Below are 26,760 nucleotides of genomic sequence, written 5' to 3'. Positions count from 1 at the left end.
AACTCAGACTGCTCGACGCAAGCACTATGGCAATCCCTCCAGCCTTTCTCAAAGATCTGCGATCGGTTGTTTCGGCTGAGGCGATTTTGACCGATGCGGGGGTTTGCGAGCGTCTGTCGAAGGATTACTTCTGGTACAGTCCTTGGCTGATAGAAGAGTTGTCGGACAAACAGGCCGATGCAGTGGTGCAATGTTCGTCCGAGGCTGAGGCGATCGACGTGCTGCGGCTAGCCCATCGACATCGGGTGCCGGTGGTGGCGCGCGGCTTGGGTACTGGCAATTACGGTCAAGCCATTCCGCTGCAAGGAGGAATTGTACTGGATCTCAAACCGATGGATCGGATTTTGGGGTTCGAGAATGGCGGCGTGCGGGTGGAAGCTGGTGTGAAGCTGTTGGATATCGAGCAGGCAGGGCGAGAGTGCGGCCTGGAATTGCGCATGTATCCCAGCACGATCGCCATGTCTACGATCGGGGGATTCATTGCGGGGGGCAGTTGTGGGATTGGCAGCATCAATCATGGCGTGTTGCGCGATCGCGGTAACGTTCGCTCCCTTAGGGTCGTCACCGCCAACGAAGAACCGCAGGTGCTGGAGCTGAAAGGCAAAGAGATCGACAAGGTGCTGCACGCCTATGGCACGAACAGCATTATTACGGAGATCGATCTACCCCTCACCCATCGCACCGATTGGATTCAGATGGCCGTGGCCTTCGAGAGCCTGCAAGCCGCCCATAATTTTTGTTGGGCCTTGGGGCGGAGCGAGGGGATTCACAAGCGGGAGATTGCCTTGCTAGAGCAGCCTCTGATTGCCTACCAAAAAGTACTCGCTAACGTAGCCGATCCCGACAAACATACAGTGTTACTGCTCGTCGATCCCACTGATGCGAATGAAACCAGACTGCTGGTGCAGGATTTTGACGGCGGAGTCACTGCCGAGATTCCGCTGTACGAGCCCGGAGCCCCAACCCTTAGCGATGCGACGTGGAACCATACCACCTTGTGGGCGAAGAAATACAACGAGAATTTCACTTACCTGCAATGTGCTTTTGCTGCCGATCCCCAAAAAAGCTGGGAGCAGTCGTCTCAATTAAAAGAAAAATTTGGCGAAGATTGGTCGATCCACGTAGAAATGGTGCGGTTTATGGGGGCGGTCAATTATTGGTCGCTACCGGTGTTGCGGTATCGCGATCGCGAGCAGCTCCAAGGAATGATGGATGAGTGTTTCGCGATCGGTGTGGGAATTTCCAATCCGCATACATTCATTTTGGAGGAAGGGGGGCACGATGCGGGCAATCCCGTACAATTGGCCTTTAAGTACGAAGCCGATCCCCTCGGCATTCTCAATCCGGGCAAGATGAAGCTGTTTGTGCCCCCCGAAGACAGTGCGACTGAAGCAGTGAGTAGCGAGCAGGAAAGTTCTGACGCCCCCGCTCCAGCAGAATCGGCAAGCGAGCTCGAAGGAGATCGATCTCCAGAAACCAGCCAGTCCGGATAGAGCGCTGGCCCAGAATATGTTCGGCAAAGTGTCCTAGGATGGTCGGTGATGTTTGCCATCGCCACTCTCTCCGATGCCTTATCTCGACATTGACAGTAGCCCGCACTACTACGAATGGATCGTGGAGAACGGGGGAGATGCACCTACAGGCGATCGCCCGGTCATGGTCTTTCTGCACGGGTGGGGCGGTTCGGCGCGATATTGGGAAGCCACGGCCCGCGCCCTGTCGGATACCTATGACTGTCTGCTATACGATCTGCGAGGATTTGGGCGATCTTCGGCGCGATCGCTCCAGCAACCTATCCCCTTCGCCGATCCTCGCCACGCAGCCTATGCGCTAGAGCATTACGCCACAGAACTGAAGGAACTGGTAGATGCGCTGCACTTAGATCGCATCTCGATTCAAGCCCATTCGATGGGGTCTTCCATTGCCGCCCTGTTTATCAGTCAGACTCCCGAACGGGTGGATCGGGCTATTTTTGCCTGCGGTGGCATCTTCGAATACAACGCGCTGGTGTTTGGCTTGTTTCAACAAATTGGCAGCACGGTCGTGCGGATTCGGCCTCAGTGGCTGTCGCGGATACCGGGGATGGATCGGATGACGATCGCCCGGTTTGTCCACAAAATGCCCCCCGCACAGGTGCGCCAAGCGTTTTTAGCCGACTATATGCAAGCGGACATACCAGCTAGTCTCGGCACGCTCTATACCAGCGTTAGCAAGCACGCTAGCGTGGCTCAACCGGAAGCCTTTCGCAAGATTCAGCGTCCCACCCTGATTGTTTCGGGGGAGAAGGACATCATTATCCCCTCTGCGCTCGGTCGAATGGCGGCTGAGCTCAATCCCGAGGTTCGCCACGTCGAACTGCCCGAGGTGGCCCACCTGCCGATGTTGGAATGTCCCGACGAGTATTTGGCTACTGTGCGTCAGTTTTTGGCCCATTAGAATTTTTGGCCCATTAGAACTAGCCTCTTGGCTCTTCCTCTCGCGGCTGGGGTTCTGGCGGGCATTTGCTTTGTGCTGCCCGCTGACATTAGCAGAATATATCAGATATGAGACAAGTGCATGCGCAAAAACGATAAACCTCTTGTTTGGCTACACGGTGAGATTAAAACACCTCCTTATTAGCTAACCTGCCAGACTTGAGGCAGGATTCCTGCTAAGGCAACTTCAACACCCAAGCATGTCATCGATATTTGCAAAAAACGCTTAAGTCAGTACGACAGAGATAAACAGGGCTAGTAGCATGGATCGGCAAACTCGCAAAAAACTGGAAGATAAGGGCTGGACAGTTGGCACAGTTTCAGATTTCCTAGAATTGAGTCCAGAAGAAGCAATTCCGAGAAATCAAGCTTGCGCTTAGCCATAGTCTTAAAGAGCGAAGACAGTCACTCATGGCTCAATCTGAGTTGGCAGAAAGGATTCATTCCAGCCAACCGCGCATTGCAAACGCTGAAAATGGAGATGTTTTCGTATCCATTGAGTTGCTAATTCGTACGATTTTAGCGACTGGAGCTTCACCTCAAGATATTGGTCAAGTGATTGCGAGTGTAGGGTAATTATCCTTTTAGACTATCTCTACCGAGGATCTTTGCAGTTATTGCTTTCCTTGAATGCCACATCAACAAGCCCCTCAGCTCATATTTTCTTGCCTGCACGAGACTGGAACCTAAAGTGGGACTGGCGATCGCCCTCAATACCTCATTGCCATTCACAAAACCGCAATTGACAACCTAATCCTCTATCAACAAAGTGAAGCTGCAGGTAAATCCGGCGCTGAATCTGTCAGATGTGATGGATGGCTCCAAACACATTCTTAAAAAGACCATAGTCTTTTTGGCATAGGAAGTATGTCAAATCTTGAAAAAATTACGGTTCGACAAAAATCACGCCTGAAGCTAATTGAACTTGCTCGAAGGCGATACCCTCACGCTTCTCTTGAATAGACTTGAGCTTGACTTCCAGCTCTCGATTTACTTTTCTCAACTGGCCTTCTGTGGCTGGAATAATCTGGGTCTTGCCAGCTTGCTTAAATCGTTGAATGCGATCTTCTAGCTCGCGCTGCTTGCGTTCGGCAAAAGCTCTAGCACTACGCTCCTGAATATTGCAATGATTTTCATTCTCAATCTCAAATTCTTCAAGTGCCTTACCAAAGGAGTCTTCAAGGAAGTCTTCACATTTTTGATGTAAGTCTAAAAGGCGATCGAGATCGTCAATGAAGTTATGAGCATTAGGCTTATCCCCTCCTTGCTGCATGGCTTTAGCCAACACAAACTCAGAAACTCGATCGGAGAGTAATTTGCTGTTGCTGTAGCAGGCAACCTGATAGCCAATTTTATTCTCTGTTTTGAGTCCGATAAATGTCCAGCGACAAACGACATAAACATAAATTCCTAGAGGTAGGCCAACTATTTGTTGGTCAATTTGAGTGGCTGAAATAGGATGGAGCTTTTGAGCTGCTGTTTCGTAGCGGTGGCGAATCCAAAGAATTAGAGGATGAGTAGAATCTAAAAGTTCATTGCGTTTTCCCATTACGCCTGCGATTTTAGAATCGAAGAAGCAGGCAATTGGAATACTCGATAAATGAAGCTGTGTAGGAGTTACACAACGGTTTTGAGTAAGAAATAACTGCAAGCTAACCTTAGCAGCTTCAGAAAGAGTTATTTCATAAAGTTTATCCTGATTTGGCTTTGGTACGATTACTGTACCGGGGTAGTAGCGAGAAAAACAGTCCTCCACAAAAGTCCGAAGTTCCTCAGGTTGAAGCCAGCGGCCTTGTTCCCGGCTATCTGTGATTGACTGAAGAATACGATCTGAGAAAGCTAATATATTAATAGCTTCAGTTTCTAATTCATCTTGTAGAGCACGTTCTTTCAAAAGTGCCATTGTGGTTTCAGTGGCCCGCTGTTCCTGCTCTTCGGGGGTAAGCTGCTCTGAAAAGAGTTCAACAAGCAATTGCTCAGTTGTCTCGCCAAGAATATTTTCTAGATCTCCAATGCTCTCTCGAAATATATTAATCCGTTCGTAGAGACGCTCTAAAATACGTTCTTCAACGGTATCTACTAAACTGAAGTTGATGATTGAGATTCGATCTGCTTTTTGGCCTAAGCGATCTAAACGCCCAATTCTTTGCTCTACCCTCATCGGATTCCAAGGTAAGTCATAGTTAACTAAAAACCGACAATGTTGGAGATCGATACCCTCACTGCCTACTTCAGAAGACAACAAGACTGAAGGACCGCATTTCTCAGCGAACTGATTAATGACATCCCACTTGGCATTTCCCATCCCACCTATGATTAAGCAAGTGGAGATTCCATCTGCTTGCAAACGTCTTTCCAAATACTGGAGGGTTCCTCTGAAATAAGCAAAAATGACGAACTTTTCGCTAGCATTCACTTGAAGCTGCCTATGGAGAAATTGTTGGAGCCGATTATATTTGCTATCTTGCTTCTCTAATTCCGTTGTGTTAACTTTTTGGAGCAAGGTAAGGACTACATCTAGAGGTGATTGCTCTTCTGCTTCTCCATCTTGCAATTCTGCTGAAATTCCAAAATCTTCCCATAGTGATTCATCAATCAGGTCACCTAGAATACCATCAATTTTCCAAGACTGAAGAGCCGCAACCATACAACTTGCCATTTGGCGCTGTCGAGCGATTAATCTAAATAAAGAGACTCCTTGCCTGCCTCGAGTTTGTTGCTTAATTTTTTGAGTCACATAATTATAAATCTCTTGTTCTAAAGGAGAAAAATAGACGTTTAGAGTCTGTGGATCTCGCTTTACTCGGTTCGGCAAGACATCGCGCTTGCGGCTGCGTGTGACATACTGATTGAGTAGGGAGATTTTTTCGAGTTTATAACCTAGTTCAACACGATTTGCTTCATCAATCTGCTCAGATTCCTGCAAGATATTATAAACATAATGAAGCAAACGATTATCTTTAAAATATTCCGATCTCATCGACTGTTTGATGGCAGCCCGAGCTTGTTCTAGCCTTGGCTGATTCGCCCATAGATAGCGTAATGCTTGAATGATGGAATAATTTGCTTCAAGCATGTTTTCAAAAATTAGCTCATTGAAAAAATCATCTGGGCTAACAAGACGTAACAATTGGTAAAGATTAGAACTTTGCACCTGAATAGGAGTAGCTGTCAGCAGCAACAGATGCCGAGATGCATCGCGGATAAGTCGACCTATGCGATTATTTGCAGTGCTAGCATTTCTCAGATAGTGTGCTTCATCAATAATTGCTAGATCGAAGAGCCCGAAATCGTCAGTTGCAGGATTTGTATCTAGTAGTCTTGCAAATTCTGCTCGCGAGTTTTTAACAGTCCGATCTTCCCAGTTTGCACTCGGACGTAGTCCCTCTAGACTAACAATACATGTAAGAGGCTGGAGGTGCTGGGTTTCTAAACAAGTTCTAACTTTATTGACTAACTCTTTGGCATTGACAATTTCGGCAAAGATGTTGAAGCGCTGGCGCAGATCGTCTTGCCACTTTTGACGCAGCATAGCCGGACAAACAATGAGGAGTCGTCGGGCATCTGCACGAGCCTGGAGTTCTTTCCAAACGTACATGGCCTCGATCGTTTTACCCAGTCCTACCTCATCGGCAATCAACAAACGTCCTACTGAAGAATTGAGAAATTTGAGCACTGGCTTAAACTGATGGGCATAAAAGTCTGTTTGACTGGCTTCCATGCTGTAGAAAACATTGGTTAGTTTTCCTTTCACTTTCTCATAGGTTAAAATTCGCCTTAAATCGTCTGGGCCGCCAAATCGTTTCTGTTTGAATAGAGATTTTATACTATCATCATCGCCACAGAGCTCAAGCAGATTCTGCGGCTTGTAGACTTTCTCGTTCGGTCCAAACTGCACCTGAACTAAAATACGTGTCCCTGCCTTGCGAACCTTGCCTGTAGTTAGTCCGCGACGACCGGGGTTGGAGCGAATTCTTACCTCTTGATGGGGAATTTCAGGATTCCAACTTTCAGTGCTGCTTGACGATTGATTTTGATTGGTCATTGCTATGAAATATGAGTCAACCTCAGGCAAAAATTGCTTTTACTCAAGTAGGAGAATTAGAAATTAGATCTCCTTACGTTAAATCTTTCGTATCTTCGTATGGTGTTACTTGATTTAACTCCTTAGGGGTAAGAGTATAATTTGCCTCGACTTGACTGGGAAGACGGATTTCAGGTCCTTCCCAAGTGGGTATAGAAAGACCATAGGCAACGGCAAAGCGATGAAAGTCATCAGCGTCTAAGCCATTCATTGATAAGGTATTCGGGACAGGAATTTGCTTAATTTGATACTGGGGAATTCCTGCTCTATCGTGCTGGAAGTCTTTGTAGGTTGCCTGAACCATGTTTCGAAAGAAAGGATTCTGCCCGCCGCCACCCCCTAAAAAAACTTCTAGGTTATTGCCTAATTCATTTTTAGATAAGATGCCACGATTGTTTTTATGCTTACTCATACCATTTGTAACGACCGAAGCTATGAGCTTTTGAACACTTCGCCGCGTTACACTCGTTTCTATTACGGAAGATAGCCAATCACCTGCTGCCAATCCCACCTCAAAAAGAGCCTGATAAATTTTGTCGGTAGAAGTCTCGTATTCCGAGGCAGTCTGCTGAATAAAAGCTGTTACTCCTAAAGGACGAACCTGGCCAAAATAAAAATCAACTCTTAGTGAATCACCTTCGTTTTCTCGCCAAAACCTAAAGGCAGCGCCATCTAGAGTACCATCTCCAAAGTCGAAGAATGTATAGAATTTTTCCCTTGCCTGACGAGAGCTGAGAAAAGACCAGACAGCTGCTGATATTTCAGGAGTAGTCATACAGTCCAATTCATCATTCGTGACATTATCTTTCATCCATTGGCGCAGGTATGTTCCTAGTAGATTTAAAGAGGATATAGTCAATGACTCTTCAGTAGATGGTGTATTAGATAACAACCATGCTAGGGATAATACTCGCTGAAATCTCTCCAATGCAGGAGAATCACAATACTCTACCGGTACTCCAAGATTAATGCTCCAGCGTACAGTTTGGTTTTTGAATAAGTCTTTACGTTGGCCCTGAATCCAGTTGCGGGCACGGTTGATGACACGGCTTAGGTAATATGCAGATAAATTTTCAACGGTTTCTGGATTGTCTAGCTCGGAAATCTGCTCTAGTCTCCAATCAGCCTCTTTGGGGAAGTCAAGATGGGCTAGCCTCATTTTAATGAATTCAAGCGTTTTTTGAATGTCATGGGTACTTGACTCCCACTCGGTAACTGTGAGACCGGTCAGCAGTGTGCCATTTTGTAGGATAGCAATTTTAGTAGAAATCAATGCTTTTTCTAGCTCGGCACTGGAGTCTTCTGAGAAAGTCACAACTTCTGAGCAGTCACGCGCTAGATCGCGGAAGCAAACCTTGGTAAATCCTGTGCCGAAGTCAATGCCTAAATTGATTTCAAGGACCTCAGTATGGTTTTGAATAGACGGTAACTGCGGAGATATCCACTGAATCTTGGCAACTGGAGAGACTTCTTCGGAAGGTTCAGGTCCAATAGCTGGTTCGGTCAGTGTTTCTGCATCTGAGGGGAAGGTTCTCAGGAGTTCTCTTAGGTCTGCGAATCCTTCTTTGAGTTGAGTTAGATCGTGTTTGAGCTTCCTGAAATTGGTTCTTGCATCTGCGATCGCCTCTTCGAGCGAGGCTCGCCCATCAGCCCACTGCCGCTCTTTCTGTTCTAAAGTCTGAAATCTGTTCTCAAGGTTGAGGAGCTCAAAATCTTCTAAAGTTCTCCAAACTCGCTGGAGATCTTCACTAATTGCGTTGAAACTATCCTGCCTGACAAAATTTTCCTGCTGGCTGTTCTGTTCCTCTAGTTCCTGCCGGAGAGCTTGAATTGCTTCGGAGAGATCTTGGGTTAAGCGATTCGTATCGTCTCTAAGAGTCTGGAGAGCCGCATCAATAGTTGAGTTGACTTCTGGTTGTTGCTCGGGAGTTGTAGCAAGGCTGTTAACACGCTGTTGAATCAGTCGATCTTGCTGGTTGAGTCTATCTAAGCGCCGATCGACCTGAGAGGTGTTTTCTGCAAGACGTTGTTCAATGCGATGTTCCCATTGACGGCGATTGGCTAAGCTCAGTGCAGCAGAAATCGATAGCGGGGCGACTGCATAGACTAGCTGCCGAGTCGCGACTGCTGCGATCGCGCCTACTACTGAGGCAGAAACAGAAACATATTCTACAATTCGCAAGAAGCGATGGCGATTTAATGTCATAAGGCAACTAGCCGAGTCACTGATTGGATGCGATCGAGGTGGTTGAAATGGGGTTACGCCCCAGCCGATTTAAGTGTGTAAATATTTTCGTGAGTCGAGACTCAGTTAGTGGGAAAAGCAATGCTTCTATAGTTAGGATACTCGGAAGATAGAATGATGCGTTCCCAGGAGTGCGGCTATGGTCTATCGCCGGGAAAAGCTGGAACCTGCCGAAATGAAAATGCCCGGGTCAACAGGGCAAGCAGGAATAGACCAAACACCACCATTGCGATCGCCGGTCCTGACGGTAAATCGAAGTAATAGCTGAGATACATCCCGCTCGCGCTAGATGTGGCCCCCAGCAGACTGCCGATCGCGATTGTCCAATGTAATTCTTTGACCAACAAATAGGCAGTTAGGGCTGGCCCCACCAGCAATGAAATGACCAAAATCACCCCCACCGCCTGCATGCCGACCACAATGGTGAGGGTGACAGCAGCCACAAAGCAGACATTAATCGTATGGACCGGCAATCCTGCCGCTTCAGCCCCATTGCGATCGAAGGTGAAAAACAGGAGCTCTTTGTAGAACAATACAGCAACCAACACAGTTGCCAGCATCACCGCAGCCGCCTGCCACACATCTCCAATTGAAACACTCAAGATATTGCCAAATAGCAAGTCTTCTAAGTCCAGGCGACTATCCAGCAAGCTCAATAGCGCTACGCCGATGGCAAAAAAGCTCACTAACGTCAGCGACATGGCTGCATCCGCCTTCACCCGAGTTTTGGCCCGAATCCAGGCGATCGCCAAGGTACTAGCCATGCCAGAAACAAATGCTCCCAACACGAGATCGATGCCGAAGAAATTGGCGATCGCCAATCCGGGCAAGACCGAATGAGAAATCACATTTCCCAGCAATGAAAGCCGCTGCACGATTAAAAACGCTCCCGTGACGGGACACAAAATTCCCACGATGATGCCCATCGTCAAGGAATACCGCATGAACTCGTAATTCAGCGGTTCGAGCAGCCATTCCAGCATTCAATCTATACCTAACTGAACTTATGCCGATCGAGAACTGAGTTCGCGTTTATCTCAATCGGGAGGGTTCTGGGCGGGGATGACCTTCACAGCAGCCCGGTTGCATCGCAGAGCCGAAAGCCTGCCGAATATTGTCTAATGTCATCACCATTTGGGGCTCGTCGTTCGCTAACAGGCGGCGGTTGAGCAGCAAGAGGCGATCGTAGCGGCTGAGTGCTTCCCCCCACTCGTGACTGCAAACAATAATGGTTTTACCCTGCTCTCGCAATTCGTCGAGCAGATCGAAAATAATCCTTTCGGACCTTTTATCCACCCCCGTCAACGGTTCGTCCATCAGAAACAGATCCGCCTGCTGAGCCAGCGCCCGTGCCAAAAAAATTCGCTGCTGCTGCCCCCCCGACAACTCCCCAATCTGGCGATGGCGCAAATCCCACATCTCCACCCGTTCGAGGGCTTCGCGCACAATCTGCCGTTGCTGGCGATCGGCCCACCTCAGCCAACCAATTGCCGTCGTGCGGGCCATCATCACCACACTCCAGGCAGAAGTGGGATAGTCCCAATCAATTTGCGATCGCTGCGGCACATAAGCCACCTGTCGCCGCTGCCGCGCCAGGGGGCGTCCGTTCAGCAAGACTTGTCCGGCATTTGCAGGCACCAATCCCAACATCGCTTTGAGTAACGTGCTTTTTCCGGCTCCATTGGGACCAATGGCCCCGATCAACTCCCCAGCAGGTAACGTCGCGCAGATATTCTCCAGCGCTAACACCCCTCGGTAGTTGACAGACAGGGATTGGATTTCTAACATGAGTTGCGAATGATAACGATTATCAATCTCGATGAGATTGTAGCAAATTTTTGTCTCGCTGCTAGAGATGCTTGGGGTTTATCGATGAATTCTTGTCGCCGCTGGGGCCTCTTGCTCCTGTCTTGCTTGCCCCTTTCTTGCGGGATAGTTGCTACATCTGCCAGAGAAAAGCCTGCTGTCGTTACCACCACCAGTGTCATTTGCGATTTGGTGCGACAAGTGGCTGAAGAAACTGTAGAGCTCACCTGCCTTCTCGCTCCCGGACAAGACCCGCATACCTACGAGCCTACCCCAGGCGATCGCGCTGCGATTGACGGTGCCGATCTGTTGCTGTACGGCGGCTACAATCTCGCTCCCGATATCGTTCAGTTGATTGAGGCATCTTCTCGTTCCGCTCCGAAGGTGGCCGTATTCGAAGCTGCTGTACCCGTTCCCCTGCTGGTTGAAGCTCGCAATCCTGGCGAATGGGTTGCCGACCCTCACGTCTGGCATAGTGCCGATCTCGGAATTGAGATCGTAGAGGCGATCGCCGAGCAACTCATCGCTATCGCGCCAGACGAGGCCGAGTTGTTGAGCGCGAACGCTGCTGCTGTGGTGGCAGAGCTGACCGAGTTGCACGAGTGGATTGCAAGGCAAGTTGCCACGGTTCCCGAGGGCGATCGCAAGCTGGTGACGACCCATGCCGCTTTCGGGTATTTTGCCGATGCCTATGGATTGGAAGTGGTCGGAGTACTCAGTGGTCTGAGTCATGAAGAGAGACCATCCGCCGGTCGCATGGCAGCACTGATTGACTGGGTGGAAGGGGCTGGCATACCGGCAATTTTTGCTGAAACTGCAGCGAATCGAGAATTGATTGAAGTGGTGGCACGAGATGCTGGGGTTCTGGTGCCCGAGCGATCCTTATACGTGGAAGGCCCTGGCGGTCCCGACACTCCAGCGGTGACTTATCAGCAGATGTTAGCGGTCAACACCTGTACCATTGTCACAGGTTTGGGGGGGGAATGCTCAATGTTTGAATCTCCTCTCATAGATATACATGCAGAGTAAGGAGATGTAACGATAGCGGTTTATGTCTCGGCTTGGCGCGGTTCAACCATGTGGATTTGTCAATGGCGATGACGCTCGTGTGAACGATCTTAATCTTCAAACATTTTATACTATCCTTAAAGTACTCAGAGCAGTGCGATCGTGAAATCTCCTCGACAATCAACCATCCGTAGTCATCGTCGTAACGACGCCACACTTTCCTCATTCGTTGTGAAGGTGCTGCGCCGCAATCAAATATAACGTAGTTGGTAAACCACTCACAGAACCACGCACGCGGTCACAGCTGAAGAATCTATCGATGAATTCTCAATCGCTTTATACTCCTTTCTTTTCTAAAGTTACACAAAACCCTGTCGAAATCCAAGAGAATTTCATGGTCTTAATATCCCATTCGGTAAGCCTCTCCATGTTGAAAAGCCGCCCGAATTCTACCAATCAACTTTCTGGCAACAGCTACGATGGCTCGCTTCTTCCCGGTATGAGGATGGAGTCTTTCAAAAAATTCGACTAATGCCTTGTCTTTTCCAATTGCACGCCAAGCAATTTCTATTAATATTCCTCTTACTCTGCTATTGCCCTGCTTGGTAATGTGCCCTCTTCGGATATTTTCACCGGTTGAATATTCACTCGGCGTTAGACCTGTAAAACTGAACAACTGGCGCTCATTCTTAAACTGAGACATATCTCCTAATTCATTAGAAAGAACCCGAGCTGATATCTTCCCGATTCCAGGGGCCGATTGGTAGGTACTCTCATTGGGGTCACTTTCAGCCTGATGCTTCAGCACTTTGTCTAATTTAGCGATCTGTTGGTCTAGGCTCTTCCAGATATCCCAGTAGGCTTCAACTGCAATAGTCAGCTCTTCCGAAAGATTCTGCTTGAACAACTCCCTGACTAGCTTGTGACTCATTCTCCGATTGTCGTCATGGTTGATGAGCCCCAGTTGATGGAACTTCATTCTAATTTTATTCTCGACAGCAGTTCGGTCCTCAACAAGCTGTTGTCTGGTTCGGCTGAGCATGCGGTGTAGTTCTTCTTCCTCGGTTAGGATTCGAACTCCCTTCAAACGTCCTGCTTCCAACAGAGAAGCCAGTTTATGGGCATCTCGTTTATCAGTCTTTACGCGATCGTTAACGGCTACTTCAATCGAAGGGACATGAACGACAATACTATCGATTCCATATTTCACCAGTTCTCGGTGTAGAACAAATGCAGAGAACCCAGCTTCATAGACAGTATGGATTCTTGCCCCTTCAAAGTATTTGAGAAGCTGTTCTGCAAGTCCCTGTGGTGAGGCTGCTGTCGTCCATTTCTTGACGACTTCACTGTCAGCCCTGGCAACAACTGAATAGGTTTTCTTGTGAACGTCAATTCCCACGAAAATATCTTTCCCAGAATAGGAGATGTGTTTGGTAGGTTTCTTCATTGGGTACCTCGCTCTCCGTAGAGACTAAATTCCTTTCCAAGTAGAGCTCACATGCCCTCAACACACCCAAATCCATCATAGAAACAATTGCGGGCATTTTTGGGTAACACTTTCACGACAAAGCGGGCCATCATTTGAGGATGACCAGGCTAGACATACGGGGTCGGATTACGCTCTTTGACCGCCTTGAAAGCTCGCGATGCAATTGATTCCAGCGTTCCCAGTAAGCCTGGGATGTGGGCTGTTTTCGGTAGAGCAGGCCAACCTCGCGCACCGTCTCGCTCAGGCGACCAGGTTAGCGAACGGCTCGCATCGCAATTGAGAGCGAGTGATATTTCCAATCAACCTTAATTGCGGGCGATCACACGCATATCCGTTCCGACGATAATACTGTTAGAGATCAAATCAGTTAAAAGGTTAGGCGTAGTTGGGATGTAGGGCTGGGCAACAAAATCAACATGCTTGCCGTTAAAGTCAACCGGTCCCTCTGCCATGAAGATTGCATTGATCGTGGTGAAGTCGTCGTCTGCTTTGATGCCCGCTGGGCCAGTCAAGAAAGCCCCGCCGCCGATATCACCTCCTTTGAGTTCAATTTTATTGCCCGAAATAATGGCAACCCCAGCCGCGTCAGTCAATGTTGTTGTTCCAAGAAATTTAATGTCATTGAGCGCAGCAATCGTCGAGTCTCCCTCAACCGTTACCCTGCTGTAAATACTAACATCGCCATTTGCGAGAATCGAAGAATCGTTCACAATAAACTCAGTAGGTGGCGAAGCAACATTGTCGAAAGTAAACCCGTCCCCCATCACTAATGTGACATTATCTAATGTTACTGAGCCTTTGTTAAAGTCCAGAGCACCATCTCGAACAACGATCGTGATATTTTCAAGTAAGAGAGTTCCATCAGCAGTGGCATTACCACAGGTAGGATCTGCCGCGAACGCAACAGAGAGAGTGTCTACCACTACAACTGTTGGAGCACCTACAGAGCCTCCTGTAAATCCTGGCGGAACGCAACCCCGATAGGTCCCCCCAGAAGCCGTGTAGTTATTACCGTTCTTAATATCGTCGATGGTCGTTGAGGCTAGGGCAGTTGTCTCTGGAATCGTCGTTAAATCGCCCGAGCCTTCGTTATATCCAGAAGGGGCTCCACCTGGCAAAGATAGGAGTGTCGCATCAATCAGTGTTGCGAAACTTGGAACTGAAAAAGGCGCCACAGTGCTGGTATCTATAACACTTCCGGTAGAGCTGCAATACCCCGCCCACGAGTCATCGGTTGCTTCTGCTCCTCCACAGGTGGCACTCGGTGCTGCTGTAATCCTCTGAGCATCTGTAAGGGTTGCGTTAGCGATTAGCTCGTTACCGCTATAGATCGTGGCATTGTAAGTCGAGGCAGCATCCCCAGAACGAACGCTTTCATTTGAAAAAATGCCAAATTGCTCTCCAGCTAGAGTCACAACTGCCGTAGCAGTATACTCAGCCTCTAGAGCAGGGTCTCTTGCTGTAACCGAAATCCTTGCATTTTCATCGTCAAATCTCGTGTATATTGCATCGCCAGTCGAACCAAGATCCATCCTATTAGGCTGTGCCGAACTCGTGTCAACCTCGATAGGGAGAGTAATAGAACTCACCGGAAAAACCACTGGAAAGACACCGCTAACTCGTGAATCCAAGGAGGCTAGGGCGGCATCTAATCCGGCCTCAGCCCGATAGCGAGTCACAGCATTAGTTCTCACATTTCGAGAAACACTAACGTTGCTAAAACTTAATAGACTCGCCCCTGTTCCGAGAATCAGAAGGAGTGCCATCAACAAGAGTGAGGCAACTAATATATAACCGCGCGAGGCTAACATCAACGTCAATTTAGAGTTTTTTCTGTTTGAGGGGTAGTTGAGTTTCATGCTGCGATGTCTCCTATAGATAGCCGATAGGGTCTAATTGAATTCCAACTGCAGTCAGTCAAGCCTCTCATTGCATGTAGGATAAAAATCTATCAATAAATCCGTCAAGCAGAGCAAGCACCATCTGTCGTGCCCAAAAAGGTACCTGTCAAGCTAGCGATCGAGGCTCCAGAGGTTAAAAAGATGCGGGCAAAGCCGTTGATCGTATAGTTAAGATTGGACCCAACCCCTTCCACATTTGACCATATTGGAACGAGCACGATCTGATTCTCATAAGCTTTGAGTGCATCCCCTACAGAACTATTAACCCCAGTCGCACCTTCAACGACGCTCCCTTGCTGCAAGGTATATCTGTCTGGATCGCTAACTTCACTAATACTTGGATCGATATAGCCGGTGTTGGACAGTATAGGGTTTGTCACAATTTCTCTCAGATAATTTGCACTAGTAGAGCCATTCCACGACAACCAACCAAAGTTACCAGCACCGGGCATACTGCCACCACTAGTCGTCACGGTTGTTTCTACGCCAACGGCCCCCAAACTTGTCTGAGGCCAACCAATGGGAAGCAGATTGCAGGGCTGCCTATTTGGCATCGATATTTCTAGAATTTTTTCGATTCTACGAAAGCGATCGTTGTAGGGTGGCTCAGTCGGCACACCCAAATCAGCCCAGTTGGAAATTGCTGTGCCGTCAGTCAAAACCCCCGTAGGACGTTCCACGGCATTACTGGGAAATGTTTGACTATTATTAGTGTTGGGATCTTCGAGGGTTGCCCGAGTTCTAAAGTAGATGCCAATACTTGCAATATTCGTGACATCGTTGGGGAGGTTGCTTGTGTAGACAGCATTTCCTCCATTGGCGTTTTTGAGTTGGAAGAAAACATGAAAAGCTTCAACACCTGCAACGACAGGCTGGTCGCCATTATTGACTCCATCGAGAGTACAGACAGAATTCGGTGTAAACGTACCAGCACAGTCAAGGCTTTGTCGAAGGCGTGTCAAGTTGTCTCCCACGACCGTATAAGCATTATATTGGAGACCGATTGCGCTCGCACCTGTAGAATTGTCAATTCTGTTTACACGCAAAAAACTGAGAGTATCTGAATCGGTGCCGGTTCCTTCTATTTTGAACAGAGTGGGCAAAGGATCTGTGGAACCAGAAACATTGACGACTCCGACAAGATTGGCTGCCGAGGCAATAGTGTCATCGAGTGTAAATGGCCATCGAAAAGTGCTAACAAAGTTAGCAATTTGAGTCGCACTTGGGGATGTAGTACCAAAAGAATCGGTATCCCCTCCGACAAATCCAACATTTTTCACATCGTTCTGCAATATTGCAGCCGCAACTTCTGCATCTTGAGTTAACGATGTCGCCTGTTCGTTGACTCGATTGCTCCTCAAGGCACTGGAGAACACTTTGCCAAGCGCGAACAGCAAGATTGCTGAAAGTGAGACTGCTATTAGAAGTTCAAGTAGTGTCAAGCCTCGACTTTTCATAAACCCACCGCCTTTATCGTACTGATTTGGACAGGACTATCAATAATTCCTCCATCCACTGTGACGTCAATCTGGCAAGCAGGACTGTCTGCAACACAAGGCGTTGCAGCATTACAGGTTAGAGTTGAGCCTGCGGTATTGAGCAAGCATCCCAGCACAACCGTCGTGCGCGTGTAGCCGTCAACTGTAGCAGAAACGGCAACAGGTACCGAGATCGAGCGCTGATGCTCAATTTCAGCTTCTGCAATGGTTATAGCTCGTTCGAGATCTCGCGAATCCTGGGTTATATTCAAGGAGGCAGCTTGCAATCTTACTGCTGCAAGTATCCCAACAGTCAAAATAACAAGGGATACCATAACTTCAATCAAACTAAAGCCATATTGGCGATGGATAATTTTCATGGTGATTACTGACTCACTCTACCGGCTGAATTGATCGCTATCTGTCTGACCGTGGCACCATCTTGAGTGACATTAATCGTTAGGTCCCCCAATGCTCCGCCACAGAGCTGAGGCGATCCATCTTTATCCCATATCAGGCCATCTCCAGCAACAGTGGTGTCGGCTCCTAAACCCGGCGATCCATCGGTTGGAAGGCGACTTAAGATCGTGTCTCCAGCCTCATTTCCACAGGTCGTTGAAGTTGTATCGTCCTTTGCTCGGGTGATGAATTCCGTGCCTTCTAAGACAAACGAAACAGGTCGATTTCTCTTCATAGCTTCAAAACGAGCCGCTTGTAAGGCACCCTGTAGTTGTTTCGCTAAGGAATTCGCTTCAAGATTTTGGCGGGTTCTATACCAGCCAGCCGCAGAAACCGCTGTCACTATACCAATCAGTGCCAAGACAGCCAGCAATTCCAATATTGTGAACCCTCGTTCTAAGTGACGCACAGCCATTACCCCTTGCAAAATGCGGACGTAACCTCTGGATAATTCATCATTGTGTGTACTCTCCTTGCCAGTGACTGGCGCGAGCAGCAATAGATCGCCAATAAATATCTGCCTCGCTCCAACTGCACGATTTTTGGTTGAAAGAAGAAAGATGGACATAGCTTACCCAATCTGTGGGGGTGATTTCACTTATGCCGAGCTCTCTTGATGCACCCCTTCTAAAGCGAAACTGTCAGACTCGCTACTCACCGGTACTGAGAGATCCAGCAGACAATCCGGTCGATATTCTGGAAACCCGAGCTCGATCGCAACGCAACTCTAGTAACCACCCTCCCCTTCATCAAAACTTTATGTACGCCCGACATTGTAAGCATAAAACCTTGCTAAAGTTGGCGTGCTTACACGTACTCCAAGATGAAAGTCCACTTCGATTGCGAGAATATACGGTATAGATTATAAAAATGATGGCTCTATAGGGATTACAGAGAGGGGAGCCACTCCACCATGCGATCGTTCGATTTAACTTTGGGATAAGCGCTGCACAGCTTCGCCGCCCAATAACTCGTGAGCTTCTTTGAGGTACTGGGGAATGCGATCGCGATGGGGACTCTGCTCCAAACATTTGGCCAACTTGCGCGCCGACACCCGTTCCGCCTTCCCCCCCGGAAACCAATGACCGGCATTCGTCAATAGGTTGTATCGCGCCTTGCCGTATTCCACCATGTCGTAAGCCAGGGCCAAATTGCGCAGCCACAAAATCGTGGGAATGTTAATGCCGTCGGGGGTCTTTTCGTGGGACGGCAGTCCCACCTGCCAAGTTTTTACCCACTCTTCCCCAAACCTATCCACCATCGCCTGCTCCAATCGAGCCAAAATATCCGGCAGGATCTCGTCGGCGCGATCGAGCAAGGGTAAGACTTTGAGATGTTCGTCAAAGTCGCTCGGTCGGGCTGCTCCGAGACTGAGGGTATGGACTTCGGGGTGCGAGAGGCAAAACAGATCGTTGAAGACCATCGGGCTGAGGGGATGGCACAAATCCACCAGCTTTTGAGGGGGATCGTACAAGCGCCCGCCTTTGTCGGAGGGGCTAATAATAAACACCCCCATATCCGCTTGGGTGGCAGCAGCGATCGCGGGCCAGTTGGTTTGATTGATGTAATACCAGTGCAGATTGACATAATCGAACCGCCCGGAGCGAATCGCATCCACAATGACATCACAGGGGCCGTGGGTAGAAAAACCTACAAACCGAACTTTACCTCGTGCCACTAGCTCTCGTGCCACATCCATACAACCGCCGGGACGTAGGGTTTGCCGGATGTGTTCGGGGGTGTTGATGCCGTGAATGCCCAGTAAGTCTACAAAGTCGAGCTGGAGATAGCGGAGGGATTGCTCGAAAGTTTGGCGAAATCGGTTCGCATCTGCTGAGGGGCCCACTTTGGTTTGGATAATGAGGCGATCGCGCGGCAGTTTAGGTAGCACGTAGCCCAACTGCATTTCTGACGAACCGTAGCCTCGAGCCGTTTCAATGTGGGTGATGCCCAACTCTAGCGATCGCCGAATCGTGGCCTCCAGATTGCGCTGGCCGTCTGCGGGCACCTCGGCAAGAGCAATATCCTGCCATTTGTGCTGGTAGCGCATCCCGCCACAGCTAAACACCGGCATTTGCAACTCTGTCCGACCGAAGCGGCGATACTGCACGAGCTCTATCCTTAATGCATTCGTCTTCCGAAATTGTAACGACTACTCCTCGGTTCCCATGGCCCCAACCGCCGCTGGCGATCGCGTTCCATCCAAGAGAGAACGGCTCAAAATGGCTTACACTAAAAACGTTTCGACGCTATAAACCCCGAATACATATGGATATCGTCACGATCGGTTGGATTGCAGTTATGGCCTTTTTTGTCTTCTCCCTCGCCTTTTTGGTGTGGGGAAGGGGCGGCATGTAAATCCCCCCAGATCGCAGGTGCGCTATAGAGGGAATCTATGGACTCCATTCACGCCACTTCAGCATCAATCGAGCAGGTCGCATTTGTCCTATCCGTAGTTCTACTAGGTGGAATTACGCTGGGGGTGGGCTATCTCACTTGGTCCGATTGGCGCGATCGTCGCCGTCGCAAACAGGTGGAAAGCGGCAAGGGCCGCCCCCGAAAATCGCGCTAGAAAGCAAGGTCTTTCAGTGACTGCGGAACGCGATAGATAGAGCAGGCGAGAGCTTCTGACCGACAGACTCTGATAGGATCTTAAAGAAATTGTTGAGATTAAACCAACAGGTTAACGCTGCGAGGTAAAGCGGGTGCGCATTGCCGTTGATGCTATGGGGGGCGACTATGCTCCCGCAGAGATCGTAAAGGGTGCGCTATTGGCCCACAGTCAACACAACATCGACATTGCCCTAGTCGGTCGTCCCGATGCCATGGCCCCCCACCTGCCTTCGAATCTGCCCGACGGCATCGAGATCGTGGAAGCCGAAGACGACATCGGCATGGGTGAAGAGCCGATCGAGGCCCTGCGTCGCAAGCGCAAAGCTTCCATTCGGGTGACGATGGATTTGGTGCGCAAAAGGAAGGCAGATGCAGCGGTGGCGGCGGGCAATACCGGCGCGGCGATGGCGGCAGCTCTGCTGCGCTTGGGTCGCATTCCGGGGATCGATCGTCCGGCGATCGCCGCAATGTTCCCCACCTTGGCCCAAAAACCGGTCATGATTCTGGACGTGGGAGCCAATGTCGATAGTCGGCCCAAATTTTTAGAACACTTTGCCATCATGGGCTCCCTCTACAGCGAATGTGTCTTGGGGGTGAACCGCCCTAAGGTGGGCTTGCTCAATATTGGCGAAGAAGCCAGCAAAGGCAACGAGCAGGTGGTGACCGCCTACCAACATCTCAAACAACTGGACCACATTAACTTTGTCGGCAATGCCGAAGGGCGCGACGTTCTGACCGGCGATTTCGACGTTGTTGTCTGCGATGGCTTTGTGGGCAATATTTTGCTCAAATTTGCCGAAAGCGTCGGCATGGTAGCCACACAAATTTTGCGGGAAGAATTACCTCGAGGTTGGCACGGTAAATTGGGGGCCACGATCCTCATGCCCAACCTCAAAAATGTGAAGCGCCGGATGGATTATGCCGAATATGGCGGCGGTTTGCTATTGGGAGTCAATGGTGTTTGCATCATCACCCACGGCAGTTCTAAGGCTGGGATGGTGAGCAATGCTATCCGTCTGGCCAAAGAGGCTGTCGAGCATCGCGTGATCGATCGCATTCAAGCTGAAATTGTGACTGCCCGCGAAACCATTGAGGGGCAGTCCGCCGCGACAGTCTCTCCGGCAACTGCTCCGGTCGCCCCCAAAGTCGTCTCCCTCGACTCTGCCTCCCGCGAAGCCTTGGATGCCTCCCACATGCACTCGCGATCGCCGTGACTAACGATTTGACCTCTAACGATTTGACCTCTAACGATTTGGCTTCTAACGATTTGACTTCTTCTGCTCTCAAACCCGTCCAACTGGTCAGTGTTGCCACTGCTGTGCCCGATTGCGTGCTCAGCAATGACGAGCTCGGCCAAGTGGTAGATACCTCCGACGAGTGGATTTTCCCCCGCACCGGAATTCGGGAACGACGCATCTTGCCCCCCGATCGCAGCCTCGTCGATTTGGCAACTGCAGCGGGACGGGAGGCGATCGCGCGCGCGCAGCTCGATCCGATGGATATCGATATCGTCATTTTGGCCACCTCCACCGCCAGCGAGCGGTTTGGATCGGCAGGAGCGATTCAAGGGGTGTTGGGGGCCAAGCGGGCAGTTGCCTTCGACCTGACTGCCGCCTGTACGGGATTTGTGTTTGCGGTGGCGACGGCAGCGCAGTTTTTGCAAACCGGATGCTATCGCCGCGCCTTGGTGATCGCGGCAGATGTGCTCTCCCGTACCGTGGACTGGAGCGATCGCCGCACCTGCGTGCTGTTTGGGGACGGCGCTGGGGCCGTGGTGCTCGAAGCCGGTCAAACGGCGGGCTTGCTGGGAATGGAGTTGCGCTCGGACGGAACTGGCTGCGATCTGTTGACATTGCGAAATGAAGCAGAACCCCATCAATTGACGGACTCCATTCAGGTGGGCCAGTACCGCAATCAGTTCATTGCTATGAACGGGCGCGAGGTTTATAAATTTGCCGTGCGGGAAGTGCCGGAAGTGTTGGAGAAAACTCTCTTCCACTCCGGTCTAGAGGCAAAAGAAGTAGACGGGTTCTTTCTTCACCAAGCCAACCAGCGCATTTTGGATGCGATCGCCGCTCGCATGGACGTGCCGGTGGAGCGTTTCGCCTCCGTCATGGATCGGTTTGGCAATACCTCCGCCGCTTCCATTCCGCTGGCACTAGCCGATTGGGTGGAGCGGGGGGAACTGACTGTCGGTCAACTGGCTGTGGCCGCTGGATTTGGAGCGGGTTTGACTTGGGGAGCGATCGCTTTCCGCTGGGGCCGCTTAGACGATTGAGGCTAGCAGAGACGGGTGTTTTTATGGCGGAGCTGTGGCGATCGCCCGATACAGTGGTAGCTCGAAATTTCGCTTTAGCGTAACTTATGTTGCTCGGAATGGGTCTTCTTCGTGCATAGAAGTCCATCAGTCCTTCACAACTCCGTGGAATACTAAAACCAGTCAGTCGCGATCCGATACACCCCATCACTGGGGCGACAGGGATTGGCTCGCAATTGCATTCATCGCATGTAGGGTTACTCGGAAATGAAAATTAGTGACATTGTTGAAGAATCCTTAGCCAGAAAAGCAATTACGATCGCCCAATATCGTCGCGTTCGTATGCTGAGTTTTAAAGGCAGTATCGATGATTCAGATAAACGTTGCTATGAAGCCCTAGAGAAAGCTCTAGAGAGCAGAACAGTCAAGTTAGATATGGGCGGATCGTATAGCAAGCCTCTATAAAGCTAAAGCTGCTCGCAAGACAGATTCTTCGCTGCGATCGCATTCGCTGCTGACAAATCCATCAGGTTGAACCGTGCCGTTCATTGTCTAATCAAACCCAATTCCAGCACGGTTGCCTGCGAGCTCTCTAGAACTCGCTGAACTATGCCTGTTCCCACATGGTTTTAAGTCCATCAGGTAAAAAGCCAGAAATCTCTGCGATGCGGTCGGCAGGCAGTTCACCTTTAGCGGTCGAAAAAACAGCATTAACGGCTGCTTCTGCTGTCACTCCTCCAGGCACACCACCCTCCTGCCGAATGCGACGCAAGAAAGTTTCTGTATCCACCTCTAGCGGGGGACGCAGTTTTGCCAATGCTGCCACGATGGGATTGTCATCTTTCCAAAGTAGTGCAATTCTCTCATCATCAAACGTTTCTTCAGTACGTTCGGCAGCTTCTGTCGTCATTAAGTCTCGCAAAGCACGAAACACAACAATTGTGATATTTCTCGCATCGTATATATCGGGCAGATTGGCCTTCTGCATGACTTTCCCTAGAAAGGCTTGCTCGGCAGGACTAAAATTCTCCACTGACATGGCTAACTCCTAAATACAATGCTTACTGGCATCATACTGCTCCATATGTCCCATTTCTCCAAGGTGTCAGATCTGGGATAGCAGAGCGCTCGATAGAAGATTGGCGGCAGTTCTAAACTGCTCCGCGTCCAGTGAATCGATTGAATAGGATGCGGCTGGATCGCATCAGCTTGTACAGTACTAGAGCTGTGACTGCGTCACAAGACAAACCGGCGATCGGAAAAGATCGAGCGATCGCCGCCATCGCCTCTGAGGAGCAAGTATGTCAATCGCCTGGATCTTTCCCGGACAGGGCTCGCAAGCTGTGGGTATGGGGGTCGATCTCGCCGATTTACCGCACGTCAAAACAACTTTGGAGAAAGCGGAGTTCGTGCTGGGGTGGTCGCTCCTAGACTTGACAGCAGAGCAGTTGAAGGAAACCACCTATACTCAGCCCGCTCTGTATATTATCGAAACCCTCCTCGCAGACCGACTGAAGTCCACCCACTCGCCTGCTGCCGTCGCCGGTCACAGCTTGGGAGAATACAGCGCCCTCTACTGTGCGGGAGTGTTCGATTTTCTGACCGGGCTCAAACTCGTACAGCAGCGATCGCAACTGATGGCCACTGCCCGAGCCGGCACAATGGCTGCTGTCATGGGATTCGATCGCGATCGCCTGGAAGCCCTTTGCGAACAGACTGAAGGGGTGGTGGTCGCCAATGACAACAGCTCCGATCAAGTGGTGCTGTCAGGGGAAAAACTAGCGATTGAGTCAGTGATTGCAGCCGCTAAACCCAAGCGCAGTATTTTCTTGCCTGTCTCTGGTGCTTTTCACTCCCCGCTCATGGCCGATGCCGCCGCCCAGTTTGCTAGCGTATTAGAGACAGTCGAGTTTCAACCGCCCGCCATTCCCGTCTACAGCAACGTAACCGCCGCCGCCACACGCGATCCCGAGATCGTCAAGGCCAACCTGCGCAATCAAGTGACGGGCTCCGTGCGTTGGCGGGAAACCATCTCGAATATGGTGGCGGATGGCGTAGATACCGTCTGGGAAGTGGGGCCGGGGAAAGTGCTGACGGGACTGACGCGGCGCATCGATCGCAACTTGGGCCGCGTTAATATCGGCGATGCTACCTCTCTGGCAGCAATGTTAAACCCCTCTGAATAGATCGGGCTGGCAGTCTGGCCCCAGCCGTGGAGGCAAGCTCGAGGGCAAAGGAGAGAAGATGGTACTTAACGTTTCGCAAAAAATAAGTAATATGAGGATGAGCGCTGAAATTTCCGCTCCGAATCCGCTAGCGAAGATTGCCAGACTCTCGCGATCGCCCAATTCCCCATGGTGCAAGGATTGACTCCAGGAGACGATCGTGTCCACCCCATTGGCTGACGAGCTCTTTCCCGAACCCGAACCGCTGCATCCGGTTCCTGACGAACAGATTCCCATGCGCGAGTACGAAAACCTGCGGGCGTCGGGATTTTTTCGTTGGGCCACCCTCGACGTGCAAACCTACTATCGGCGCTTGGGCTGGATTGGCTTTTGGTCGGGTGCGATTGTTTCTCCAATTGCAGCAGCTAGCTTTCCCCCCGATCGCCAATTAGCGCACCTGCTGTTAGCGGTGCTGGGGGCGGGATTGGCCAGCATAGTTCTGGCCACGCTGCGACTCTATCTGGGCTGGTCGTACATCCGGCAGCGACTGGAAAAGGAGTCGATTGTGTATGAGGAGAGTGGCTGGTATGACGGCGAAACTTGGGTCAAACCGGAGGAGGAATTAGCCAAAGATCGACTGGTGGTGGAATATCAGGTGCAACCGGTGCTGAAACGACTGTACCGCACCTTCTCTGGCAGTTTGGCGATCTCCGCCCTCGGCGCGATCGTCTGGCCTTTTGTCTAGAGTCCGGTCCGTTAGCTGTGCGGGGTACGGTCTGACAGTCCAGGGAATTGAAATCCCCCGCCCGAGTACCCGAACGCTTGAGTTTGTTGAGAGAGCGCCGAGAGGATTGACCTGCGTGCATGTAATTCGCGATTTACACCAAGCCCGTCGTCCTGCTGCTGTGGCATTGGGAAATTTCGATGGTGTCCATCGCGGCCACCAGCAGGTGATCGAGCCGGTCGTCAATGCAGACTGCGGCATCAGCACCATCCTCACCTTCGACCCCCACCCCCGCGAAGTCCTATCCGGCCAGTCTCGTCCCGCCCTCACCCCCCTGTCAGAACGCCTCCGTCTGTTCGAATCGTTGGGGGTCGAGCAGGTGATTTTGCTGCCGTTCACCCCCGAATTTGCCAGTCAATCTCCTCAAGACTTTATCGATCGAGTCTTGGTGGCCGGTCTGGGGGCTCGTGCCGTGAGTGTGGGATGGGATTTCTGTTTTGGCTATCGACGCTCGGGTCGAGTGAAAACCCTACAGCAATGGGGCGATCGCACTGGGGTGCAAGTCTATGCGATTGAGGCCGTGGAATGGGAGGGCGATCGCATTAGCAGTTCCCGCATTCGGGCGGCCTTGGCCAGTGGCAACGTTCAGCTCGCGCAGACGCTACTGAGCCGTCCCTACCATTTGTGCGGGCCAGTGGTGCAAGGCGATCGGCGGGGTCGAGAATTGGGATTTCCCACAGCCAATATGGCCGTTTCTCCCCAAAAAGTCTTGCCCTGCGATGGCGTTTATAGCGGTTGGGTGTATTGGACAGATGTGAATGGTATGGGGGAGGGCCAGCACCGACAGCCAGTCGTGCTCAACATTGGCCAGCGACCCACATTTGACAGTCGAGACCGAACGGTGGAGGTTCACCTGCTCGATTGGTCGGGGAATTTGTACGGCAGCGAACTAACAGTCGCGTTACATCGGTTTTTGCGGCCCGAACGCAAATTCAGCTCGATCGCCCAGCTCGTACAGCAATTGGAACGAGATTGCCAGCAGGCCCGCGAGCACTGCGCGGTTTTGTCACAGTAACCCCCTCCTCCCGAAAGCAGGCGGCAGGTCTACTTCCACTAGAGAAGAGGCGGCAAAACCCGCCTTCTACGGCAGCGCTTTATTGGCCTCTCGCCGGTCTAATTCTCTGAGAGCGTAGAGCGCTGTGGTTGCCACCGTATCTTGCGGATCGCGGGTCAAATATTCCAAGGCCGATCGGCTTTTTGGGGTCGGTAAATTCCCTAACGCCTGGGCTAGCCGCTGGCGCACCAGCCAATCCTCCGACTGGACAAAGCTCAGCAGGCGATCGACAGCCCGCACATCGCCAATTTCGCCCAGAGCGGCGATCGCCGCCTGTTGCATTAACCCATCCGCCTCATCGAGAGCCCGTAGGAGTAGATCGAAGGCTCTCTCATCTTTGAGATTGCCTAACGCTACGGCCGCACTAAAGCGCACCAACCACTCCACATCTTCGTAAAACGCCCGCACCAAGGGTCCGTAAGCACGGCGATCTTCCAGATAGCCCAGAGCTCCAGCCGCATCGGCACGGATACCATAATCTTCGTCAGATTCTAAAATTTCAATCAGTGCTGGCAGCGAAGCCTCGGTTTGCTTGACTCCCAACGCAAACACCGCAAACGATCGCACCTGTTGGAGATCGTCCCCCACCACTTTTAAAATCAGCGGAACCGCCTGCTCGTCAGGCACTTCGCGCAATTGCGCGAGGGCCACCATGCGGTCGGCAGGGCGATCGCTCTCTAACTTTGCGGCCAATGCCGCTAAATCCACCGCCATAACCAACCTCTAGTCTCGCTCCTCTATCATACTCGGGGCCTTAGAGGAGTTGCTGGCCGATGGATAGAGCCCTCGGGCACCAGGCTTTTGAGACAAAACCTAGCGATCGCGATCGCCACTAAGGTATGCTAAAGTGCTACTCTCAAATGTTCCGGTTGTAGCCCGAGTGGGGTAACTGACGATTGTCAGTCCAGCACGGCAAAACTTTCCAGCACAGAAAACTTTATTT

23 protein-coding genes are annotated in these 26,760 nt (G+C 50.6%); 11 read left to right on the top strand and 12 right to left on the bottom strand.

Annotated elements, in window-relative coordinates:
* Positions 1–26 precede the first annotated feature (26 nt).
* From SYN7336_RS25830 to SYN7336_RS32310, 3 genes are all read left to right on the top strand, one after another.
* Entirely contained in the window at positions 27–1,493 is a 1,467-nt protein-coding gene (locus tag SYN7336_RS25830) for an FAD-binding oxidoreductase (protein ID WP_017326421.1), read from the top strand.
* A 73-nt stretch (positions 1,494–1,566) separates the two neighbouring features.
* Positions 1,567–2,436 carry an alpha/beta fold hydrolase gene (locus tag SYN7336_RS13175; RefSeq protein WP_017326420.1) on the top strand — a complete coding sequence of 290 codons (870 nt, stop codon included), beginning with the start codon at positions 1,567–1,569 and terminating at the stop codon, positions 2,434–2,436.
* A 401-nt stretch (positions 2,437–2,837) separates the two neighbouring features.
* The gene (locus tag SYN7336_RS32310) at positions 2,838–3,050 is read left to right on the top strand and encodes a helix-turn-helix transcriptional regulator (protein WP_369791881.1); all 213 of its coding nucleotides are present in this window, start codon (positions 2,838–2,840) and stop codon (positions 3,048–3,050) included.
* 310 nt (positions 3,051–3,360) lie between these two features.
* Here SYN7336_RS32310 and SYN7336_RS13165 read toward each other — a convergent pair whose 3' ends face one another.
* The 4 genes from SYN7336_RS13165 to SYN7336_RS25820 all read right to left on the bottom strand — a co-directional run bounded on the left by SYN7336_RS13165 (position 3,361) and on the right by SYN7336_RS25820 (position 10,591).
* A complete protein-coding gene (locus SYN7336_RS13165; protein ID WP_017326419.1) occupies positions 3,361–6,519 on the bottom strand; it encodes an SNF2-related protein in 3,159 nt (1,052 codons plus the stop codon).
* A 73-nt stretch (positions 6,520–6,592) separates the two neighbouring features.
* Positions 6,593–8,764, bottom strand: a complete 2,172-nt coding sequence (locus SYN7336_RS28035) for a hypothetical protein (protein WP_017326418.1) — start codon at positions 8,762–8,764, stop codon at positions 6,593–6,595.
* Positions 8,765–8,940: 176 nt separating this feature from the next.
* The gene (locus SYN7336_RS13155) at positions 8,941–9,786 is read right to left on the bottom strand and encodes a metal ABC transporter permease (RefSeq protein ID WP_017326417.1); all 846 of its coding nucleotides are present in this window, start codon (positions 9,784–9,786) and stop codon (positions 8,941–8,943) included.
* 49 nt (positions 9,787–9,835) lie between these two features.
* Entirely contained in the window at positions 9,836–10,591 is a 756-nt protein-coding gene (locus SYN7336_RS25820) for a metal ABC transporter ATP-binding protein (protein ID WP_017326416.1), read from the bottom strand.
* 84 nt (positions 10,592–10,675) lie between these two features.
* Here SYN7336_RS25820 and SYN7336_RS13145 point away from each other — a divergent pair, with 84 nt between their 5' ends.
* Positions 10,676–11,638: a metal ABC transporter solute-binding protein, Zn/Mn family gene (locus tag SYN7336_RS13145; RefSeq protein ID WP_038027039.1), complete on the top strand. Its 963-nt coding sequence runs from the start codon at positions 10,676–10,678 to the stop codon at positions 11,636–11,638.
* Between the two features lie 379 nt (positions 11,639–12,017).
* Here SYN7336_RS13145 and SYN7336_RS13140 read toward each other — a convergent pair whose 3' ends face one another.
* The 6 genes from SYN7336_RS13140 to SYN7336_RS13115 form a co-directional block, all read right to left on the bottom strand.
* A complete protein-coding gene (locus SYN7336_RS13140) occupies positions 12,018–13,064 on the bottom strand; it encodes an IS110 family transposase (protein WP_017326414.1) in 1,047 nt (348 codons plus the stop codon).
* A 347-nt stretch (positions 13,065–13,411) separates the two neighbouring features.
* Positions 13,412–14,965, bottom strand: coding sequence for a hypothetical protein (locus tag SYN7336_RS13135; protein WP_017326413.1), 1,554 nt, complete (start codon positions 14,963–14,965; stop codon positions 13,412–13,414).
* Positions 14,966–15,069: 104 nt separating this feature from the next.
* Positions 15,070–16,464, bottom strand: coding sequence for a PilW family protein (locus SYN7336_RS13130; RefSeq protein WP_156820141.1), 1,395 nt, complete (start codon positions 16,462–16,464; stop codon positions 15,070–15,072).
* A complete protein-coding gene (locus SYN7336_RS28920) occupies positions 16,461–16,865 on the bottom strand; it encodes a prepilin-type N-terminal cleavage/methylation domain-containing protein (RefSeq protein WP_017326411.1) in 405 nt (134 codons plus the stop codon). Before SYN7336_RS28920 ends, SYN7336_RS13130 begins: the two co-directional genes overlap by 4 nt.
* Positions 16,866–16,870: 5 nt before the next feature.
* Positions 16,871–17,512 (bottom strand): GspH/FimT family pseudopilin, encoded by a 642-nt coding sequence (locus SYN7336_RS13120; RefSeq protein ID WP_017326410.1) that lies wholly within the window; start codon positions 17,510–17,512, stop codon positions 16,871–16,873.
* Positions 17,513–17,872: 360 nt separating this feature from the next.
* Positions 17,873–19,054 carry an aldo/keto reductase gene (locus SYN7336_RS13115; protein ID WP_017326409.1) on the bottom strand — a complete coding sequence of 394 codons (1,182 nt, stop codon included), beginning with the start codon at positions 19,052–19,054 and terminating at the stop codon, positions 17,873–17,875.
* Positions 19,055–19,212: 158 nt separating this feature from the next.
* On the opposite strand from SYN7336_RS13115, the gene SYN7336_RS25810 reads away from it, so the two are divergent.
* The 4 genes from SYN7336_RS25810 to SYN7336_RS13100 all read left to right on the top strand — a co-directional run bounded on the left by SYN7336_RS25810 (position 19,213) and on the right by SYN7336_RS13100 (position 21,835).
* Complete coding sequence (locus SYN7336_RS25810; RefSeq protein ID WP_038025955.1) at positions 19,213–19,302, top strand: cytochrome b6-f complex subunit PetN; 90 nt, start codon at positions 19,213–19,215, stop codon at positions 19,300–19,302.
* A 37-nt stretch (positions 19,303–19,339) separates the two neighbouring features.
* Positions 19,340–19,516, top strand: a complete 177-nt coding sequence (locus SYN7336_RS31725; protein WP_017326408.1) for a hypothetical protein — start codon at positions 19,340–19,342, stop codon at positions 19,514–19,516.
* Positions 19,517–19,649: 133 nt separating this feature from the next.
* Positions 19,650–20,771, top strand: coding sequence for a phosphate acyltransferase PlsX (plsX, locus tag SYN7336_RS13105; RefSeq protein WP_017326407.1), 1,122 nt, complete (start codon positions 19,650–19,652; stop codon positions 20,769–20,771).
* Positions 20,772–20,824: 53 nt separating this feature from the next.
* Entirely contained in the window at positions 20,825–21,835 is a 1,011-nt protein-coding gene (locus SYN7336_RS13100) for a beta-ketoacyl-ACP synthase III (RefSeq protein WP_051039915.1), read from the top strand.
* Positions 21,836–22,421: 586 nt separating this feature from the next.
* Here the strand turns inward: SYN7336_RS13100 and SYN7336_RS13085 are convergent.
* Positions 22,422–22,853 carry a DUF2267 domain-containing protein gene (locus SYN7336_RS13085; protein ID WP_017326403.1) on the bottom strand — a complete coding sequence of 144 codons (432 nt, stop codon included), beginning with the start codon at positions 22,851–22,853 and terminating at the stop codon, positions 22,422–22,424.
* Positions 22,854–23,115: 262 nt separating this feature from the next.
* On the opposite strand from SYN7336_RS13085, the gene fabD reads away from it, so the two are divergent.
* The 3 genes from fabD to SYN7336_RS13070 all read left to right on the top strand — a co-directional run bounded on the left by fabD (position 23,116) and on the right by SYN7336_RS13070 (position 25,778).
* Positions 23,116–24,000: an ACP S-malonyltransferase gene (gene fabD, locus SYN7336_RS13080; protein WP_017326402.1), complete on the top strand. Its 885-nt coding sequence runs from the start codon at positions 23,116–23,118 to the stop codon at positions 23,998–24,000.
* Between the two features lie 199 nt (positions 24,001–24,199).
* Positions 24,200–24,724, top strand: a complete 525-nt coding sequence (locus SYN7336_RS13075; protein WP_017326401.1) for a CGLD27 family protein — start codon at positions 24,200–24,202, stop codon at positions 24,722–24,724.
* Between the two features lie 115 nt (positions 24,725–24,839).
* Positions 24,840–25,778: a bifunctional riboflavin kinase/FAD synthetase gene (locus SYN7336_RS13070; protein ID WP_017326400.1), complete on the top strand. Its 939-nt coding sequence runs from the start codon at positions 24,840–24,842 to the stop codon at positions 25,776–25,778.
* Positions 25,779–25,844: 66 nt separating this feature from the next.
* On the opposite strand, the gene SYN7336_RS13065 is transcribed toward SYN7336_RS13070, so the two are convergent.
* A complete protein-coding gene (locus tag SYN7336_RS13065; RefSeq protein ID WP_017326399.1) occupies positions 25,845–26,531 on the bottom strand; it encodes a HEAT repeat domain-containing protein in 687 nt (228 codons plus the stop codon).
* Positions 26,532–26,760: the final 229 nt, after the last annotated feature.

Source organism: Synechococcus sp. PCC 7336, from assembly GCF_000332275.1.
Classification (GTDB): domain Bacteria; phylum Cyanobacteriota; class Cyanobacteriia; order Thermostichales; family PCC-7336; genus PCC-7336.
This window is presented reverse-complemented; position numbering and strand designations above follow the sequence as displayed.